The following is an 18638-nucleotide window of genomic DNA, read 5'->3' as shown; positions in this document are numbered from 1 at the left end:
GCCAATCATGGCGGCCTTTTTATAACAGCATCACGAATATCTCATAACATCATATAGACAGAGTAGCTTGCGATATTCTGTACTCTTATGGTCGTTGGAGTTTCTGAGATAAACCTCCAATGCGTCAAGAGCAATGTGTCCTTCATGAGCACACCAAAATAGTGTTCTCGTCTTGTAGCTAGCAGCAACTTGAGCGTCCGCCATAATAGCCTCCACCTCAGAGTGTGGAATCTTACAGCTGTCTAAAACTCCTCCAAGTGCCTCTGTAACCTTTCTTCTTTGCTGCTCTTTAAGCTTGTCAACCTTCTCTATATCAGGCTGAATCGTTGAAAAGGCAAACACAGGGAAGAATTGCTGCTTACCAATTGTGAATTTATTAACCAAAGAAAGAAGCTGGGAGTTCTCTTCATCAATAATCTTGAAGTAGTTAGAAATGGTTTCTGCCGAATTCATGTACCTGTAGGTAATTGATTTACTTGAACCAATGGCGATAATTTTGTCTCCATTACCAAGCTCATCAAGGTCCTCTGTGACGTGAACCTTAATATCCCCGCCGGATTTTAAGTCATGAACTATATTTTGGACCTTCCGAACGTCCATCGCTGAGACTGGAAGATTCAACGAAGACAAAGCGCGATAAACCGATGAAAAGTTATCGGTTTTTATCTTGCTAATTCTGATTGTTGCCATCCCCTCCAACTCAATATCATGTTCAAATATATCTTCAGAGGCAGACCCACTTTCGTACTCGACCAATAGGAAATTTCTTCTTATTCTTGCCGCTTGCTCAGAGTTAGGCTCAACATATGTAAACACAGTCCTAAGTATTTTTTTAATATTATCATCATTAATACTATATCCAACAAACACAATAGGATTGTGAATAAACAGCGACAACAATTGAGCTCGAATCAACTCATATTTTTTATCAAACTTATCATAATCATCCTTAGTTATTATGACCCGATCAGAACTAGACACACACCCATGAATTTTATATATAGAACCATATGGATTGCTTAGCAATATGTCGTTTCCTATTAGAGGGCTAAATTCAAAAACCTCCTCCAGAAGCTGATCATAATTCGTCGTAATTATTGAACCTATATTCTTGACTGCTTTTTTTAAATCAGCCAACTCCTCTCTCTTCTCTTCATTAACAGCCGAGCAGTCCAAAAGCTTGGAAATATATATCTTCAGCCTACTTATAAACCTTCCCTGCTCCATATACTCATAGAAGCTATCATTAACCGCCTTGAACTTACCATTCCGATCCAGCTCAAGAGCCTTTGTAAAATCCTCCTCCAACCTGCTTGCAATCAAATCAAACTGAAATTTCCCATCAACACAACTACGAGCTTTAACATCAAAATAGTATTCATTACTTCCTGTAAATTCGGATGCAATGAACTTTAGGAGTCCATCCCACGTGTACGACTTTTCCAGATACCTCAAACTGAATCCCGTGCCCACGAAAAGCACCGGGTGGTTACTAAAGCCCGCAACATAATCATTTATATGCATCACGCCTCCAGCGAAAAGTAGCCAAACGCCATCATCGAAGCACAAGACCAACCACCCTTCAAGCGTGTCGGGATTTCTTGACCAATCTTTCAGAATCTTCCGATTCTAAAAACACTCAAATCCTCAACCGATTCCTCTCGAGTTCGCCCATCATCCTCCAAGCGCTTAAGAACGCTCACGCAGCGGAATCCCGTTCCCGTTAGAAACGGCTCTCCTGATTTTGGAAGGCCAATCATGGACAACCACTTTTCCCCCTCCCTCTTCACCCGCCACAACCGCCCCCTCCACACCCTCTGGCTCGAATCCCAAGCCTGGTTCTGCGCCCACGAACTCGGCCGGATGACCGGGCGCTTCTTCGACGAACACTGCATCCGCAAGCTCGACCCGGACCAGCATCGCACCGTGCAGCTGATGCGCTACGGCCAGTACAGCGAAACCACCATGGTCAGCGAGTCCGGGGCCTATACCCTGCTGGCCCATCATCACATTCCGGAAAACCGCCACCTGCGGCACTGGCTGACCCATGAGGTGGTGGCGGTGCTGCGCGATGGGCAGGACTCGGCGCTGGAAGACCTACCGCGCCTGGGCAGGATGTGCTGGCCGGGTGGGCATACGGCGAGTCTGTTGTATTGGCAGAGTGAGCCTTGGGTACGAATGCGGGATATGCCGGTGGTGATGGCGGCGGAGTTGCCCGTGGTAGTGCCCGAGCGGCGCAAGTTGAGCTGGAAGGAATGTGCGCAGCGGGCGTTGCGGTTGCATGGGGTTGGCGATTGAACCCTGCGATCCACTGAAAGGGCTGCCATGCAGCCCTGTTCAACCCTGCCCTGACTTCTTCCGGATGCGCTGGCGCTTGGCACCGAGCTCGTAGCGAGCAATGTCGGCTATGCACTCCACCCTCGGCAAAAACAGCGCCTCAAGCTCTTTTCTTCGGCCTAGAACCATCGCCACTCGGATCAGGTTCTCAAAACCGACATTACGTCCCGTTTCAAGGTTGGACACAGTATTGGTGCCGATGCCAGCCCGAGCAGCCACTTCCGCTTGCGACATCTGTTGCGCGAGCCGCTCGGTGCGCAAGCGCTCGCACAGCGCCCTCATGAGTTCACTGGGTTTGGTAAGACTTAAATCCATATTCATGTGTGTTATCTGAATAGATGGCAGTTAAGGCACAAAATATTGGATTAAGTATTCCTCTGCCAGGGAGGGATTCATCTTTCTGAATGGTCTGACAGCACCTTAAGACTTGGGCAGATTTCGAATGGGAATTTCTGATGCCTGGGCATGGGAGCGGCTGTGCGCCACAGGGACCTACACCCCGAAGCCGGTGCTACCCTTCGCGGGGCAAGTCGGGCCGCCGCATCGCCGCTCCCACGCCCTCATCTGCTCACTATGGACTTAGTGAGCAACATCCAACGGCATCCGGTACTCGATCACCCCCGGCTTCTCGGCAATCCAGTCATACAACCGCTGCGCAGTCTTGTTGGTCTGCTGGGTATGCCAGTACAACCGATCACACCGCTGCTGCCGGGCCTGGTCCTGGACGAACTCGATCAGCCGCTTGCCGATCATCCTCCCCCGCGCACTCGGCGACACGAACAGGTCTTCCAGGTAACAGAAATCATTGCGCCCCCAGGTCGAGCGGTGGAACACATAGTGAACGAAGCCGAAGATTTGCTCGCCGTCCGTGGCCACGGCGCAGTGCATGGGCTCGGCCGGGTCGAAGAAGCGCGCCCAGGTGCGCTCGGTGATGGCCGGGCCCAGCTCCACTTGGTAGAAGGCCTGGTATTGCGCCCAGTAGGCGGACCATGGCTGCTGATCGGCTTGCTTCACTTCGCGTACGAAAACGGGCAGTTGGGTGGTGCTCATTGTTGAAACCCCTTTTGGACAACACAGCTGAATGAGTGAGGGGGCCGGCCTGCCCGCAGCGCTTGCCTTCCTTGGTGATTGCTTGCGGACCTGGGTTTTATAGCGGATAAATGGCTGGTTTTTACCTGCCAATTATTCGGTAGTTACCAGACCATTTTCAGGGGCGCGATCCGTTCCAGGATAGGCAGGCACCTTTCAAATCCACGCGCCAAGGACCAGGCCAATGTTCAAACACGCCCAGCTGGAATCGGTAAAAGCCTGGCTAACGGATCCCGCCCATGGCGCACTGGCGCGGCATGTGCGCATCCAGCGGGCCATCCGCCAATTGATCCTTGAGGGTGCCCTGTCGGTCGGCAAGCCACTGCCGGCGTCGCGGTCGCTGGCAAGTTCCCTGGGCGTCTCGCGGGACACCGTGGAGTCGGCCTACAGCCAGTTGCACGCCGAGGGCTTTATCGAACGGCGCGTAGGCAGCGGCAGCTTCGTGTCGCAACGCGCCCGCTGCCTGCCGTTGCGCAAGCGCCATCGGCCGTCACACAGCGAGGCCCCGGTGCAGTTGAGCCGCCGAGGTGAAGCGCTATTGCACAGCGGTGGCGTTCACAACTTCCAATCACCCCGCCCCTTCGCCCCGGGCGTGGCAGAAACCCGGCGTTTCCCCCTGGCCGTCTGGGAGAAGCTGGAGCGGCAGGTGTACAAGGAATACGGCACTCGCGCCCTGGAACACAGCGAGCCACAGGGCATGTTCGCCTTGCGCAGTGCAATCGCCGACTACCTCAACCTCGAACGCGGCGCGCAGGCATCCGCTGACCGCATCCTGATCCTCACCAGCTCGCAGCAGGCCTTGGGCCTGTGCGCCCAGGTACTCATGGACGCAGGCGACCGGGTGCTGGTCGAGGACCCGCTGTACCAAGGCACCCACAAGGCCATCAGCGCCGCCGGGCTGCAAGGCGTGCCGGTGCCAGTGGACGCGTACGGCCTGCAGGTGGACGGCATGGCCCAGCTAGCGCCGGATGCCCGGGCGCTGTTCCTCACCCCTTCGCACCAATACCCGACCGGTGCCACCCTGTCGCTGGACCGACGCCTGCTGGCCATCGAATGGGCGCGCCAGCAGCGGGCGTGGATCATCGAGGACGACTACGACAGCGAGTTCCACTACGCCGGTCGCCCCACCGCCTGCGTGCAGGGACTGGATTCGCATGCGCGCACGCTGTACATCGGCACCTTCACCAAGTCGCTGGGCGCCGGGCTGCGCATCGGCTACCTGCTGCTGCCACCTCAGCTCGTCGCGCCAATGACCGCCGCGCGAACGCTGCAGGATGGCCACAATGCATCCATCGCCCAGCTGACCCTGGCCCGGTTCATGGAAGACGGGCACTTCAACGCCCATGTACGGGCCATGCGCAGCCTCTATGCCGAGCGACGCGACGTGCTGGCGGATCTGGTACAGCGGCACCTGGGGGCGTTCCTGCGCCCGCAAGTGCCGGTGGGTGGGCTGCAGATGCCCTGCCACTTCGTTCAAAACTTGGCGGAAGACGCTGTGGTCAGGGCGGCACGCGGAGCGGGGATCGATCTGTTGGGGCTGGGCAGTTTGTACGCGGTGCCGAGGAACGATGCTGGCTTGCTGATGGGGTTTGCGGCACTGGCGCCCGCCGAGATGAGGGAGGCGATGGTGAAACTGGGGAAGGTGCTGGAAGGTTTGGCCAGATAACGCCTCGGATTGCAGGCATTAACGGCCAATATCGCAGTCAGTGCCCAGAAATCCGGGCATTGGCGTGAGAGGAGGTGCAAACAGGTGGCTCCAACGCCACAAGCCCCGGGTCTGTATTGAAAAACCCCCACCCCCTGTATCTGTCGCTGCCTAGTCCTTCGTTCCACCATCCCTTCCACACTCCCCCGGATGGCTAAAGGAACCCGCATCATGGCTGCCCTGCTGCTGCAAATGTCCCCCATAGGCCTGGTGATCGCCCTGATCCTGCTGCTGCGCCGTCCGCCCGTACAGGCCGCGCTGGCCGGCGTGGCCGGTGTCCTGCTGCTGTGGGGCCTGGGCGCCGCGCAGCCGCTGTCGACGGCGGTGTCCGGCGCGATACTGCAAGACACGCTGATCCTGTTCCTCAGTACCGCCTGCGTGATCGTCCCGGGGCTGGCCTTCGTCATTCTGGTCGAGCGGGCTGGCGCGCCGCAGGCGATTGGCGCCTGGGTGCGCGAGCTGGGCTGGACGCCGCCGATGCAGATGATCTTCATCGTGCTGGGCCTGGCGCCGCTGCTGGAGGCGATGACCGGGTTCGGCGTATCGCTGATCGCTACCGTGCCGCTGTTGATGGGGCTGTTCTCGCGCCAGGTGGGCATGAAGATGGCGTTGGCCGGCATGGTGGTGATGCCTTGGGGCACGCTCGGGCTGGCGACGGTAATCGGCGCGTTGCTGGCGCATGTGCCGGCGCAGGAGCTGGGCAGCCATTCGGCATTGATGAGCGCTCCGGTGTTCCTCTGCCTGGCCGCCGTGGCGTTGGGCCTGGCGGGTGTTCGCAGTGTACGGGCATGGCTCGGGCTGGGATTGATCTCGCTGCTGTTCAGCACAGTGCTGTATGCAGTCAACCGCTGGATCGGGCCGGAGGCCTCGGGTGTGCTGGCCGGGCTTGCAGTGGCCGCGGTCGGCCTGGGTATCTCCTGGGCGCGGCGCGGGGCACTGGTGCGCTGGCCGCAGGCCGCGTGGCCTTACCTGGCCCTGTTGGCGGTGATCATCGCGTCGCGGGCGTTGTTCCTGTTGTCGGGCTGGGACGGGCTGTGGGTGGTGCACGGCGCCAATGTGTCGTGGAAGCCGCTGGCTTCGCCGGGGCTGGCCTTGCTGCTGGTGGTGCTGATGATGGTTGGCCGCCAGGGCTCGGGCTTCCCGTGGCAGGCGCTGGTCACTCGGGCGCGGTTCCCGGTGGCGACGATCTTCCTGTTCCTGCTGCTGTCCCAGGTGATGGTCAAGGCCGGCTTCCTGGTCGAGGCGCAGCGGGCGTTGCAGGCGCTGTCCGGGGTGTCGCTGGCCTCGACGGTGTCGCTGCTGGCGGGGTTGGCTGGCTATGTCACCGGCTCCAATGTCGGCGGCAACACACTGGTGATGCCCTCCATCGCGGCGCTGTCCACGGTCCACGGCCCGTGGCTGGCGGCGATGGTCAACAGCGCCGCCGGGCATGGCGCGTTGGGCTCGCTGTCGATCCTGTCGCTGATCATCGGGCTGGCCGGGGCCAACCGCGAAGAAGAGCACGGGCTGATCCGCTTCGGCTTCGCCCTGGTGCTGTTGAACATCGTCATCGTGGCTGCAACCGGCGTGGTTTTGCTCTACCTTTCCGGAGCCCCCGCCTGACACGACACAAGGCCCCCATGGACAGCACCCCCAAGCCCGACAAACGCTGGCACACGGTCAACGCCTGGCTGCTGCGCCAGATCGACAGCGGCGAATGGCCCACCGGCACGCAACTGCCCTCGGTGCGCGAGCTGGCGCGGCTGTTCGACAGCAGCCTGGCCACGGTGCAACGAGCACTCGCGGAGTTGGAAGCCAATGCCTATGTGCAGGCCACGCCCCGGGTAGGGTACTTCGTCGCCAAGGGCGCGGCCCAGGTGCAGGGCTTTGACCTCGCCAGTGTCAGCGTCAACGTCAACCACGCGGTGGTCGCCATGCTCGCCCAGGCCGCCAGCAACGGCGGGTTGTCGTTGAGCTCGGCGGTACTGCACGACGAACTCACGCCCCAGGTGCTGCTGAACAAATGCCTGACGACCCTGGCCAGCAAGGCCGATCAGCCGCTGGCCGGCTTGATCGCCCCGCCTGGCCTGGCCTCGCTGCGCCGACGTATCGCCGGGCTGATGCTGCAGCGCGGCGTGGCCTGCGGCCCGGATGAAATCCTGGTGACCTCGGGCGACACCGTGGCCCTGGAGCTGGCCCTCGAGGCCGTGGCCCGGCCGGGTGCCACGGTGGCCATCGAGACACCCACCTACTACGGCATCCTGCAGACCATCGAACGCCTGGGGATGCGCGCCCTGCCCATGCGCACCCACGCAGGCAGCGGCATGGACCTCGACCACCTGGCATGGGCGCTGAAACGCAAGAAGGTCGATGTGGTCTTCCTCAACCCGACGCTGCAGAACCCTCGCGGCTTCATCATGCCCGATGCCGCGCGGGCCGAGCTTTCGCGCCTGGCGCAGGCTGCGGATGTGCCGATCATCGAGGACGACATCTTCTTCGACCTGGTGGACGAGGCGCAGCGCCCGAAGGCGATCAAGCACTACGACGCGACCGGGCAGACGATCTACTGCTCGTCGTTCTCCAAGACCGTGGCGCCGGGCTACCGGGTGGGCTGGTGCGTGGCCGGGCGTTATCGGGACGCGATCCTGGCCCAGCTGTTTTCGCGCAACCTGGCGGTGTCGAGCCTGGCCCAGCGCGTGCTGGACGAGTTCATCGGGCGCGGGTACATGGAGGCACATTGCGCGAAGCTGCGTGGGCGGCTGGCGGCGCAGGCCGAGGTGATGGAGGCGCTGGTGCGCTCGGAGTTTGCGCCGGGGACGCGGTATGTGGCGCCTGCTGGAGGATTCATCCACTGGCTCGAATTGCCGGAAGGGACTGATATGGCGGTGTTGCGAGGGCTTGCCGCCGAGCGCGGATGCAAGGTGGGCGACAGCGGGATGTTCTTTGCCGATGGGGAATGTGGCACGGGGTTGCGGGTGTGCCTTGGGCGGGTGATTACGCCGGAGGTGATGGGCGGGTTGAGAGCGCTGGCGGAATGCGCACAGCAGGCGGGACAAGGCTGATATCAGTCAGTTTAGGTCAATGGGGCTGCTACGCAGCCCATCGCCGGCAAGCCGGCTCCCACAGGCACCGCGCAATTCCTCAAGCCTGCACATTACCTGTGGGAGCCGGCTTGCCGGCGATGGGCCGCAAAGCGGCCCCTGTCACGTTATCTGACTGAAATTATCGAGTCAGCTCAGGTGCGCATGGCTACGCAGATGCTCGGCCAGCATGTCGATGAAGGTACGCACCTTGGTCGACCCATACTTGCTCTCGCGATGCAGGATATGGATCGGCCAGGGCGCTTCCTCGTACTCGGCCAGGATCACCTGCAAGCGCCCGGCCGCGACCTCATCCGCCACCTGGTACGACAGCAGCCGGGCGATCCCCAGCCCGGCACTGGCCGCGGCGATGGCGGCGTCGTTGCTGGTCACGGTCAGGCGCGGCTTCATGCGGATCAGCGTCGGGTCGTCTATGGCGCCGAAACGCCAGTCGGTGCGAGGTGACAGCGTCCCGGCGGCAATGACCTCGTGCTTCTGCAACTCCGAGGGATGCCGCGGCGTGCCATGGCGTTCCAGGTACTCGGGCGAGGCGCACAGCAGCCGGCGCATCTTGCCCACCCGCAGCGCCTTCAGCCCCGAGTCGGGCAACTGGCCGATGCGCACGGCCACGTCCATGCCCTCCTCCACCAGGTTCACCACGCGGTCGAGGAAGAACGCCGAGACGTCCACCTCGGGGTACTGCTGCAGGTAACGCACGATGCAGGGCATGACGAACTTCTTGCCGAACAGGATCGGCGCGGTCACCGCCAGGTCGCCCTTAGGCGCGGCATTGATACCGGCGGCGGCTTCGTTGGCTTCGATAATGCTGGCGAGGATATGCCGGGTGTCTTCCAGATAGCGCCCGCCGGCCTCGGTCAGGCGCACGCTGCGGGTGGTGCGCAGCAGCAGCTTGACCCCGAGCTGCTCCTCCAGGGCGCTGACGGCGCGAGTCACCGCCGCTGGCGAGATGGCCAGGCGGCGGGCGGCGGCGGCGAAGCTTTCCAGCTCGCCGACGGCCACGAACACTTTCATCAGGTGGATCTGGTCCATGCCGCGCCCCACGCGTTGTCGTGGGGCGATTATCCCTGTGCGCACGCTAGAGCTCCAGCACCACGGCTTGCGCGCCGTCCTCGGCCTGGGCCGGAATCGCGCAGCAGATCAGCACGCTACCGGCTTCGGGCAGCTCGGCTGGTGGGTTCGGGTAGTGGACCTGGCCGCTGACCAGCTTGGTCTTGCAGGTGCCGCAGGAGCCACCGCGGCAACTGAAGTCCGGCGACAGGCCACGACTCTCCGCCAGTTCCAGCAAAGTACCGCCACCAGGTGCCCAGCGCGCTTCCTTGGCGGAGCTGGCGAAGTACACCGGCACCGGCTCGCTGGCGGGCGGCGGTTGCTGCAGGGTGGGCTGGTTGTCGTCGGTATGGCGGCGCAGGGTCGAAGGGCCGAAGGCTTCGGCATGGATGCGGGCGTCGGGGACATGCACCGTGCGCAGCCCCTCGTAGAGATCCTGGGTGAAGCTGGCCGGGCCACACAGGTAAAAGTCGTAGTCGTCCAATGGCAGCGTGGCCTTGATCTGTTCGATGCTCAGGCGGCTGGCGAACGCATAGTCGCGGCCCTGCACGGCTTGGGGTTCGGGCAGGCTCAAGGCGCGGTGAATGCTCAGCAGGCCACCGGCGTGTTGCTGGAGTTCGGCAAGCTCGTGCTGGAACGGCAGGTCGGCCAGCGTACGGCCACCGTGGAACAGGTAGATGCGCCGCCCCAGCCCCAAGGCCAATTGTTCGCGCAGCATGGCGATCAACGGGGTGATGCCGACGCCCGCCCCGACCAGCACGAGGGGGCAGTCGCTGGTGTGATCGAGGGTGAAGCTGCCCATGGGCAGGCGCACCTGCAAAGGGTCGCCGACCTCCAGTTGCTGGTGCAGATAGCGTGAGGCAGGCCCCTGCGCCTTGACGCTGATGCGCAGGTGGCCATCAGACGGTGCGCTGGACAGGCTGTAGGTGCGGATCAGCGGTGCCTCTCCATCAACCTGCAAGCGCACGGGAATATGCTGGCCGGGCGCGAAGGCCACCGCCGTACCCTCCTCGGGTTGCAGGTAGAACGAACGGATATCGCGGCTTTCCTGCTCGATACGCAGCACGCGCCAGGTCAGCCATTGGCGCTGGCGCTCACGCTGTTGCAGGCGCTCTTCGGCTTCACTCCAGGTACCGGTCATCAAGCTGGTGGGGGCGTACTCCTGGAAGGCCCAGCGCAACGACATCGCAGCCGGGCGGACCACCACCTGCTCGATGTCCAGGGTCCAGATGCGCTCGGCCCCCTCGAAAGCGCTGATCAGCGGGCTTTCGAGAACCACCTCGGTTCGCCCTGAAACCTGCAGCACATCGCCCGTGGTGAAGTCGACGAACAACAGGCCGGCAACCGGGTTGACCAGCAAATTGCCGAGAGTGTTGAAATGCAGGTTGCCGGCATAGTCCGGAATGGTCAGGCGATTGCCTTCGACCCTGACGAAACCAGGGCGGCCACCGCGGTGAGACACGTCCACGGCACGTTGGCCGCTTTCCTGCTCGACGTAGCTGGCGACAAAGAAGGTGTCGGCGTTTTCGATCATCGCGCGGGACGCGGCATCGAGTGCCGATGAATCCCGACGCGCCTGCGGCGGTTCATCGACGCGGGTGTATTCGCGCAGCTGGATGTACTGGGGGCAGTTGCCGAACGACTGCTCGACCACCACCTCCAGCTGACCGTTGCCTGCCCGACGGATCAGGCCATTGAGCCGGTTGCGTCGCCGGGTATGCAGCTCGATCCCCAGCAAGCCAATGGCACCGCCATCCACCAGGCCCGGCGTGGCCGGGTCATCAGCGGCAGGCGCGGCGCCGATCAGCAGTTGCCGGGGATCGGGCGAGCTGACGAAACCTTCCGCGCCTTCGAGCAGCGTCGCCCAAGGGGTGCCGGCGGCATCCACGGCAGCGGCCACCAGGAACGGCAACTGCTGGTAGAACGCGCGATGCTGGTCGGGCATGAAGTCGCGGATGACCTTCTGGCCGAACACCTCCATGCGCTCTGCAACACCGACTTGCTCCTGCAGCCGCTTTTCACCTGCATGCCAGGGCGATCGCATGGCGGCATTCCTCTGGGTTCAGAGCGTGGTCTGCAAACCGATGACAGTGCGTGGCATCGGCACGAAGCCCGGCAGCGCCTCGATCCGGGCCAGCCAGGCGCGCACATTGGCGTACGGCTCCAGCGACACATTGCCTTCGGGGGCGTGGGCGATGTACGAGTAGTTGGCGATATCGGCGATGGTCGCCTGGTCACCAACCAGGAACGGGCCCTTGGCCAGTTCGGCGTCGATCACCTTGAGCAGGGTATGGGCGCGGCCAATCACTTCGTCGGTGTTGAACGAGGCGCCGAATACAGTCACCAGGCGTGCGGCGGCCGGGCCGAAGGCCAGCGGGCCTGCCGCCACCGACAACCAGCGCTGCACACGGGCGGCGCCGACCGGATCTTCGGGCAACCAGCGCTCGCCGCCATAGGCCTTGGCCAGATAGACGAGGATGGCGTTGGAGTCAGCGATGACGATGCCGTTGTCATCGATCACCGGCACCTGGCCGAAGGGGTTGATGGCCAGGAACTCAGGCTGCTTGTGTTCACCCTTGGCCAGGTCGACGAATACCAGCTCGGTAGGCAGTTCGAGCAGTGACAGCATCAGCTCGATACGGTGGGCGTGGCCGGACTTGGGGAAGTTGTAGAGCTTGATCGGGCTTGGCATGTGCGGGGCTCCAGGTCAGCGCCGGGAGTGGCGCTGCTGGAGGACATGCTGCACTGGATCGACCGGCAGCAGAATCAGTGCTGGGAGCAATCCAGTATTTCGGCAAGTGGAATAATCACGATCGGGGAGCAGGTCGGGTCGCCGCATCGCCGCTCCCACGCACCCGCGGTTACGATCTCAATGCCGGTGCTGTTTCTGGTGCTGGTACAACCCCCGCGCCGCCTCGACCACCAGCGGTACACAGGCCTGGCGCTCATCGAAGCTCATCGAGTCGAGCAGCTCGAAGTTGTCTTCCAAACCATGCAGCGAAATGGCCTTGAGCAGACGATCCTGCTCTGGCGGCAGCTCGCTCCACTCGGCCACTTGCGTGCCGCGCATGTAGCCGAAGCACCATTCCTCGAGAATGATCGCCGGGCCCTCTTCACTCTCGCCCTCTTCAAACATCGGTTCGAAGCCCTCGAGATCGGTGGCCAACTCTTCGGCCACCTGGCTGGCATAACGCAGCATCAGCGCGGTATACGCTTCTTCATGGGCGGGCTTCTTGAACTTGGGCACCTTGCCACCGGCGACAGAAGGCAACCACTGCTCAGGGTTGACCTTGCTGGGGGAGCTGGCCAGAGCAGTGAAGAAACCGTTGAGCTCGGCGAGGTTGAGTACCGAATAATCGTTGCCGTAGGTGATCAGCAGGTCTTCGAGGCGGTCGAGTTCTTTTTCGCTGAGCGCGGGGAGCATGGGGTAGGAGTCCTGAGGAAACAAAATATGGGTGCACCCTAACACATGGGAAAAGCGGCGCAGGCATTCACCGCGCCAATAAAACGATCGCGGGGCAAGCCCGCTCCCACGTTGTTCTTGCACAACGTGGGAGCGGGCTTGCCCCGCGATGAGGGTGCTACGGTTTAGACCGCCAGCGCGCGCTCACGCAGCTCGCTGTTGAGGATGCGGTCGTTCTCGCTGTAGTCGACCGGGCAGTCGATCACGTGCACGCCTGGGGTCTTGATGCAGTGTTCGAGCAGCGGCAGGAAGCCTTCGGCGCTCTCCACGCGGTGGCCATTGGCACCGTAGGCTTCGGCGTATTTGACGAAGTCCGGGTTGCCGTAGTCCAGGCCGAAATCGGTGAAGCCCATGTTGGCCTGCTTCCAGCGGATCATGCCGTAGCCGTCGTCACGCAGGATCACCACGGTGATGTGCATCCCTAAGCGAACTGCTGTTTCCAGCTCCTGGCTGTTCATCATGAAGCCGCCGTCGCCGCAGACCGAGATCACCGGGCGATCCGGGTAGACCAGGTGCGAGGCCATGGCCGATGGCAGGCCGGCGCCCATGGTCGCCAGGGCGTTGTCCAGCAGCACGGTGTTGGGCTTGTGCGCCTTGTAGTTGCGGGCGAACCAGATCTTGTAGATGCCGTTGTCCAGGGCGACGATGCCTTCGGACGGCAGGGCGCGACGGATGTCGGCAACCATGCGCTGCGGGTAGACCGGGAAGCGGTTGTCGTCGGCGCCTTCGGCGATCTGCGCTTCGTTGGCTTCGCGGATGGCCATCAGGCGGGTGAAGTCCCAGTGGCTGGTGTCGGTCAGCGCTTCGCTGATCTGCCACACGGCGTTGGCGATGTCGCCGATCACTTCCACCTGCGGGAAGTACACGGCATCCACCTCGGCCGAACGGAAGCTCACGTGGATCACTTCGGTACCGCCACGAACCATGAAGAACGGTGGCTTCTCGATCACGTCGTGGCCGATGTTGACGATCAGGTCGGCGGCTTCAACCGCACGATGTACAAAATCGCCGGAGGACAGCGCGGCGTTGCCCAGGAAGCGCGGGTGGCGCTCGTCGACCACGCCTTTACCCATCTGGGTGGTGATGAACGGGATGCCGGTCTTGTCGATCAGTTGCTTGAGGACCTTGGCGGTCATCTTACGGTTGGCACCGGCGCCGATCACCAGGATCGGGTTGCGGGCGTTCTGCAGCTTCTGCACGGCGGCTTCGATGGCCACGTGCTCGGCCAGCGGGCGACGGTGCAGGCTGCGCGGGATCGGCAGGGCGTCGGTCTGCTCGGCGGCGATGTCTTCCGGCAGTTCCAGGTGCACGGCGCCCGGCTTCTCTTCCTCGGCCAGGCGGAAGGCTTCACGCATGCGCGCAGGGATGTTGTCGGCCGAAGCGAACTGGTGGGTGTACTTGGTGATGGGGTCCATCATGCCGCACACGTCGATGATCTGGAAGCGGCCTTGCTTGGACTTCTTGATCGGCTTCTGGCCGGTGATCATCATCATCGGCATGCCGCCCAGGTAGGCGTAGGCGCTGGCGGTCACCAGGTTGGTCGCGCCAGGACCGAGGGTCGACAGGCTGACGCCGGTCTTGCCGGTCAGGCGGCCATAGGTGGCGGCCATGAAGCCCGCAGACTGTTCGTGGCGGGTCAGTACCAGCTTGATCTTCGACTTGCGCAGGGACTCGAGCAGGTCGAGGTTTTCCTCACCAGGAATGCCGAACACATACTCGACACCTTCGTTTTCCAGGCATTGCACAACGACATCGGCGGCCTTGGCCATCTTGCTTCTAACCTCAAGTAATAGGACGGTGAAAGTCCAGAAATGCGCAGCACGGTACGCTGGCATCGCTCGGTCCGGGTGCCAGGATTGCCCCGAACCTAAGCCTTGACGCAGGGTAGGTGCGGGGAAGTCACTTAATGTGACGGCAATATTGTCGCACCTGTGACGAGGCGGTGTGAGGTAGTCGATGAGCAAAGGATATTTGCGGTGAACGCAGGGATGTCCTGCGATGAAGCCAATCAGCCATAGAGAGCGCCGCTTACGCGGCGCATCGCCGGCAAGCCGGCTCCCACACTGACCGCGCAGTACCCGTGAGAACTGGCTTGCTGTTGATATGGCCTGCCGATTTTTCGGGCACAAAGACAAAACCCCTACCTGCTCGCGCAGATAGGGGTTTTGCGAAATGAATCTTGACGATGACCTACTCTCACATGGGGAAACCCCACACTACCATCGGCGATGCATCGTTTCACTACTGAGTTCGGGATGGGATCAGGTGGTTCCAATGCTCTATGGTCGTCAAGAAATTCGGTTGCCAGTACGTCTTTGCAGACATGCCAGCCAATTCGGATATGCGATATGTGTGGTTCGTCGCGAACTTTCGGTTCGTTTCGTCTTCACCACCACAATTTGGCCTCAGCGCAAATTGCTTGGGTGTTATATGGTCAAGCCTCACGGGCAATTAGTATTGGTTAGCTCAACGCCTCACAGCGCTTACACACCCAACCTATCAACGTCGTAGTCTTCGACGGCCCTTCAGGGAGCTCAAGGCTCCAGTGAGATCTCATCTTGAGGCAAGTTTCCCGCTTAGATGCTTTCAGCGGTTATCTCTTCCGAACATAGCTACCCGGCAATGCCACTGGCGTGACAACCGGAACACCAGAGGTTCGTCCACTCCGGTCCTCTCGTACTAGGAGCAGCCCCTCTCAAATCTCAAACGTCCACGGCAGATAGGGACCGAACTGTCTCACGACGTTCTAAACCCAGCTCGCGTACCACTTTAAATGGCGAACAGCCATACCCTTGGGACCGGCTTCAGCCCCAGGATGTGATGAGCCGACATCGAGGTGCCAAACACCGCCGTCGATATGAACTCTTGGGCGGTATCAGCCTGTTATCCCCGGAGTACCTTTTATCCGTTGAGCGATGGCCCTTCCATACAGAACCACCGGATCACTAAGACCTACTTTCGTACCTGCTCGACGTGTGTGTCTCGCAGTCAAGCGCGCTTTTGCCTTTATACTCTACGACCGATTTCCGACCGGTCTGAGCGCACCTTCGTACTCCTCCGTTACTCTTTGGGAGGAGACCGCCCCAGTCAAACTACCCACCATACACTGTCCTCGATCCGGATAACGGACCTGAGTTAGAACCTCAAGGTTGCCAGGGTGGTATTTCAAGGATGGCTCCATGAGAACTGGCGTCCCCACTTCAAAGCCTCCCACCTATCCTACACAAGCAAGCTCAAAGTCCAGTGCAAAGCTATAGTAAAGGTTCACGGGGTCTTTCCGTCTAGCCGCGGATACACTGCATCTTCACAGCGATTTCAATTTCACTGAGTCTCGGGTGGAGACAGCGCCGCCATCGTTACGCCATTCGTGCAGGTCGGAACTTACCCGACAAGGAATTTCGCTACCTTAGGACCGTTATAGTTACGGCCGCCGTTTACCGGGGCTTCGATCAAGAGCTTCGCTTGCGCTAACCCCATCAATTAACCTTCCGGCACCGGGCAGGCGTCACACCCTATACGTCCACTTTCGTGTTTGCAGAGTGCTGTGTTTTTAATAAACAGTCGCAGCGGCCTGGTATCTTCGACCGGCGTGGGCTTACGCAGCAAGTGCTTCACCCTCACCGGCGCACCTTCTCCCGAAGTTACGGTGCCATTTTGCCTAGTTCCTTCACCCGAGTTCTCTCAAGCGCCTTGGTATTCTCTACCTAACCACCTGTGTCGGTTTGGGGTACGGTTCCCAGTTATCTGAAGCTTAGGAGCTTTTCTTGGAAGCATGGCATCAACCACTTCGTGCTCTAGTGAGCACTCGTCATCAGCTCTCGGCCTTGAGATCCCGGATTTGCCTAAGATCTCAGCCTACCACCTTAAACTTGGACAACCAACGCCAAGCTGGCCTAGCCTTCTCCGTCCCTCCATCGCAATAACTGGAAGTACAGGAATATTAACCTGTTTTCCATCGACTACGCTTTTCAGCCTCGCCTTAGGGACCGACTAACCCTGCGTCGATTAACGTTGCGCAGGAAACCTTGGTCTTTCGGCGTGCGAGTTTTTCACTCGCATTGTCGTTACTCATGTCAGCATTCGCACTTCTGATACCTCCAGCAAGCTTCTCAACTCACCTTCACAGGCTTACAGAACGCTCCTCTACCGCATCACCTAAAGGTGATACCCGTAGCTTCGGTGCATGGTTTGAGCCCCGTTACATCTTCCGCGCAGGCCGACTCGACTAGTGAGCTATTACGCTTTCTTTAAAGGGTGGCTGCTTCTAAGCCAACCTCCTAGCTGTCTAAGCCTTCCCACATCGTTTCCCACTTAACCATGACTTTGGGACCTTAGCTGACGGTCTGGGTTGTTTCCCTTTTCACGACGGACGTTAGCACCCGCCGTGTGTCTCCCATGCTCGGCACTTGTAGGTATTCGGAGTTTGCATCGGTTTGGTAAGTCGGGATGACCCCCTAGCCGAAACAGTGCTCTACCCCCTACAGTGATACATGAGGCGCTACCTAAATAGCTTTCGAGGAGAACCAGCTATCTCCGAGCTTGATTAGCCTTTCACTCCGATCCACAGGTCATCCGCTAACTTTTCAACGGTAGTCGGTTCGGTCCTCCAGTCAGTGTTACCTAACCTTCAACCTGCCCATGGATAGATCGCCCGGTTTCGGGTCTATACCCAGCGACTAAAGCGCCCTATTAAGACTCGCTTTCGCTACGCCTCCCCTATTCGGTTAAGCTCGCCACTGAATATAAGTCGCTGACCCATTATACAAAAGGTACGCAGTCACCTAACAAAGTAGGCTCCCACTGCTTGTACGCATACGGTTTCAGGTTCTATTTCACTCCCCTCTCCGGGGTTCTTTTCGCCTTTCCCTCACGGTACTGGTTCACTATCGGTCAGTCAGTAGTATTTAGCCTTGGAGGATGGTCCCCCCATGTTCAGACAAAGTTTCTCGTGCTCCGTCCTACTCGATTTCACTGGCAAGAGATTTTCGTGTACGGGGCTATCACCCACTATGGCCGCACTTTCCAGAGCGTTCCACTAATCTCAAACCAGCTTAAGGGCTGGTCCCCGTTCGCTCGCCACTACTAAGGGAATCTCGGTTGATTTCTTTTCCTCAGGGTACTTAGATGTTTCAGTTCCCCTGGTTCGCCTCTTGCACCTATGTATTCAGTACAAGATAACCAGCTTGTGCTGGCTGGGTTCCCCCATTCAGAGATCTCTGGATCACAGTCTGTTTGCCGACTCCCCAAAGCTTATCGCAGGCTACCACGTCTTTCATCGCCTCTGACTGCCAAGGCATCCACCGTATGCGCTTCTTCACTTGACCATATAACCCCAAGCAATCTGGTTATACTGTGAAGACGACATTCGCCGAAAATTCGCATTTCGCTCATTACTGAGCAGAACTCACAAATTTTACCTTAGCCTGAATAACCAGCAGTGAAACTGGCATTCAGTCTATTTCTATCACATATCCGAATTTTTAAAGAACGATCTGACAAAAGTCAGAAATCAACATTCATCAACGAATGTTCATTTCTAAGTTCTGAGCAGTGCTGCGAAACCTGAAAGAGTGGTGGAGCCAAGCGGGATCGAACCGCTGACCTCCTGCGTGCAAGGCAGGCGCTCTCCCAGCTGAGCTATGGCCCCATTTGACCAGCCGCACCAAGTAATTGGTAGGTCTGGGCAGATTTGAACTGCCGACCTCACCCTTATCAGGGGTGCGCTCTAACCAACTGAGCTACAGACCTATAACAGGGTCGCGTTACAGCATCGTCTTTACACAATGAATCAAGCAATTCGTGTGGGAGCTCATCAGCAGGCTGATGTCTTCGATTAAGGAGGTGATCCAGCCGCAGGTTCCCCTACGGCTACCTTGTTACGACTTCACCCCAGTCATGAATCACACCGTGGTAACCG

Annotated in this window: 12 protein-coding genes, 2 tRNA genes and 3 rRNA genes (1 of these 17 cut by a window edge); 4 read left to right on the top strand and 13 right to left on the bottom strand. The window is 59.8% G+C overall.

Annotated elements, in window-relative coordinates:
- Nucleotides 1-30: 30 nt before the first annotated feature.
- Nucleotides 31-1524 carry an SIR2 family protein gene (locus tag CCOS191_RS06465; protein WP_046854515.1) on the bottom strand — a complete coding sequence of 498 codons (1494 nt, stop codon included), beginning with the start codon at nt 1522-1524 and terminating at the stop codon, nt 31-33.
- A gap of 234 nt (nt 1525-1758) precedes the next feature.
- Between CCOS191_RS06465 and CCOS191_RS06460 the strand changes: the two genes are divergently transcribed.
- Nucleotides 1759-2298: a BRO-N domain-containing protein gene (locus CCOS191_RS06460; protein WP_046854514.1), complete on the top strand. Its 540-nt coding sequence runs from the start codon at nt 1759-1761 to the stop codon at nt 2296-2298.
- A 39-nt stretch (nt 2299-2337) separates the two neighbouring features.
- Here CCOS191_RS06460 and CCOS191_RS06455 read toward each other — a convergent pair whose 3' ends face one another.
- Both CCOS191_RS06455 and CCOS191_RS06450 read right to left on the bottom strand, forming a co-directional pair.
- Entirely contained in the window at nt 2338-2658 is a 321-nt protein-coding gene (locus CCOS191_RS06455; protein WP_231867474.1) for a helix-turn-helix domain-containing protein, read from the bottom strand.
- A 258-nt stretch (nt 2659-2916) separates the two neighbouring features.
- A complete protein-coding gene (locus CCOS191_RS06450; RefSeq protein ID WP_046854513.1) occupies nt 2917-3387 on the bottom strand; it encodes a GNAT family N-acetyltransferase in 471 nt (156 codons plus the stop codon).
- Nucleotides 3388-3610: 223 nt separating this feature from the next.
- Between CCOS191_RS06450 and pdxR the strand changes: the two genes are divergently transcribed.
- The 3 genes from pdxR to CCOS191_RS06435 all read left to right on the top strand — a co-directional run bounded on the left by pdxR (nt 3611) and on the right by CCOS191_RS06435 (nt 8172).
- Entirely contained in the window at nt 3611-5092 is a 1482-nt protein-coding gene (gene pdxR, locus CCOS191_RS06445) for a MocR-like pyridoxine biosynthesis transcription factor PdxR (protein WP_046854512.1), read from the top strand.
- A gap of 210 nt (nt 5093-5302) precedes the next feature.
- Nucleotides 5303-6733, top strand: coding sequence for an L-lactate permease (locus CCOS191_RS06440; RefSeq protein ID WP_046854511.1), 1431 nt, complete (start codon nt 5303-5305; stop codon nt 6731-6733).
- Between the two features lie 17 nt (nt 6734-6750).
- Complete coding sequence (locus CCOS191_RS06435; protein WP_046854510.1) at nt 6751-8172, top strand: aminotransferase-like domain-containing protein; 1422 nt, start codon at nt 6751-6753, stop codon at nt 8170-8172.
- Between the two features lie 168 nt (nt 8173-8340).
- Here the strand turns inward: CCOS191_RS06435 and CCOS191_RS06430 are convergent, their stop codons facing one another.
- The 10 genes from CCOS191_RS06430 to CCOS191_RS06385 all read right to left on the bottom strand — a co-directional run.
- Entirely contained in the window at nt 8341-9240 is a 900-nt protein-coding gene (locus CCOS191_RS06430) for a LysR family transcriptional regulator (protein ID WP_046854509.1), read from the bottom strand.
- 46 nt (nt 9241-9286) lie between these two features.
- Nucleotides 9287-11302, bottom strand: a complete 2016-nt coding sequence (locus CCOS191_RS06425; RefSeq protein WP_046854508.1) for a 2Fe-2S iron-sulfur cluster-binding protein — start codon at nt 11300-11302, stop codon at nt 9287-9289.
- Nucleotides 11303-11320: 18 nt separating this feature from the next.
- Nucleotides 11321-11950 carry a glutathione S-transferase family protein gene (locus CCOS191_RS06420; protein ID WP_046854507.1) on the bottom strand — a complete coding sequence of 210 codons (630 nt, stop codon included), beginning with the start codon at nt 11948-11950 and terminating at the stop codon, nt 11321-11323.
- Nucleotides 11951-12127: 177 nt separating this feature from the next.
- A complete protein-coding gene (locus CCOS191_RS06415) occupies nt 12128-12682 on the bottom strand; it encodes a UPF0149 family protein (RefSeq protein WP_046854506.1) in 555 nt (184 codons plus the stop codon).
- Between the two features lie 164 nt (nt 12683-12846).
- Nucleotides 12847-14490 carry an acetolactate synthase large subunit gene (locus CCOS191_RS06410; protein WP_023629316.1) on the bottom strand — a complete coding sequence of 548 codons (1644 nt, stop codon included), beginning with the start codon at nt 14488-14490 and terminating at the stop codon, nt 12847-12849.
- Nucleotides 14491-14898: 408 nt separating this feature from the next.
- Nucleotides 14899-15014 (bottom strand): 5S ribosomal RNA (gene rrf, locus CCOS191_RS06405).
- Between the two features lie 137 nt (nt 15015-15151).
- Nucleotides 15152-18045, bottom strand: a 23S ribosomal RNA gene (locus CCOS191_RS06400).
- A gap of 247 nt (nt 18046-18292) precedes the next feature.
- Nucleotides 18293-18368 (bottom strand) — tRNA-Ala (locus tag CCOS191_RS06395).
- Nucleotides 18369-18392: 24 nt separating this feature from the next.
- Nucleotides 18393-18469, bottom strand: a tRNA-Ile gene (locus tag CCOS191_RS06390).
- Nucleotides 18470-18555: 86 nt separating this feature from the next.
- A 16S ribosomal RNA gene (locus CCOS191_RS06385) occupies nt 18556-18638 on the bottom strand (it continues 1454 nt past the right edge of the window).
- The 16S, 23S and 5S rRNA genes sit together here with 2 tRNA genes alongside, the layout of an rRNA operon.

The sequence above is a fragment of the Pseudomonas sp. CCOS 191 genome (genome assembly GCF_001007005.1).
GTDB lineage: Bacteria > Pseudomonadota > Gammaproteobacteria > Pseudomonadales > Pseudomonadaceae > Aquipseudomonas > Aquipseudomonas soli.
Note: the sequence above shows the minus strand (reverse complement) of the source record. Positions and strands in the feature narration are given on the sequence as shown.

Coding starts and splice junctions, on each gene's coding strand:
- CCOS191_RS06410 (WP_023629316.1), bottom strand. CDS start 14,490: ATGGCCAAGGCCGCCGATGTCGTTGTGCAATGCCTGGAAAACGAAGGT.
- CCOS191_RS06435 (WP_046854510.1), top strand. CDS start 6,751: ATGGACAGCACCCCCAAGCCCGACAAACGCTGGCACACGGTCAACGCC.
- CCOS191_RS06420 (WP_046854507.1), bottom strand. CDS start 11,950: ATGCCAAGCCCGATCAAGCTCTACAACTTCCCCAAGTCCGGCCACGCC.
- CCOS191_RS06455 (WP_231867474.1), bottom strand. CDS start 2,658: ATGAATATGGATTTAAGTCTTACCAAACCCAGTGAACTCATGAGGGCG.
- CCOS191_RS06430 (WP_046854509.1), bottom strand. CDS start 9,240: ATGGACCAGATCCACCTGATGAAAGTGTTCGTGGCCGTCGGCGAGCTG.
- CCOS191_RS06425 (WP_046854508.1), bottom strand. CDS start 11,302: ATGCGATCGCCCTGGCATGCAGGTGAAAAGCGGCTGCAGGAGCAAGTC.
- pdxR (WP_046854512.1), top strand. CDS start 3,611: ATGTTCAAACACGCCCAGCTGGAATCGGTAAAAGCCTGGCTAACGGAT.
- CCOS191_RS06460 (WP_046854514.1), top strand. CDS start 1,759: ATGGACAACCACTTTTCCCCCTCCCTCTTCACCCGCCACAACCGCCCC.
- CCOS191_RS06465 (WP_046854515.1), bottom strand. CDS start 1,524: ATGCATATAAATGATTATGTTGCGGGCTTTAGTAACCACCCGGTGCTT.
- CCOS191_RS06415 (WP_046854506.1), bottom strand. CDS start 12,682: ATGCTCCCCGCGCTCAGCGAAAAAGAACTCGACCGCCTCGAAGACCTG.
- CCOS191_RS06450 (WP_046854513.1), bottom strand. CDS start 3,387: ATGAGCACCACCCAACTGCCCGTTTTCGTACGCGAAGTGAAGCAAGCC.
- CCOS191_RS06440 (WP_046854511.1), top strand. CDS start 5,303: ATGGCTGCCCTGCTGCTGCAAATGTCCCCCATAGGCCTGGTGATCGCC.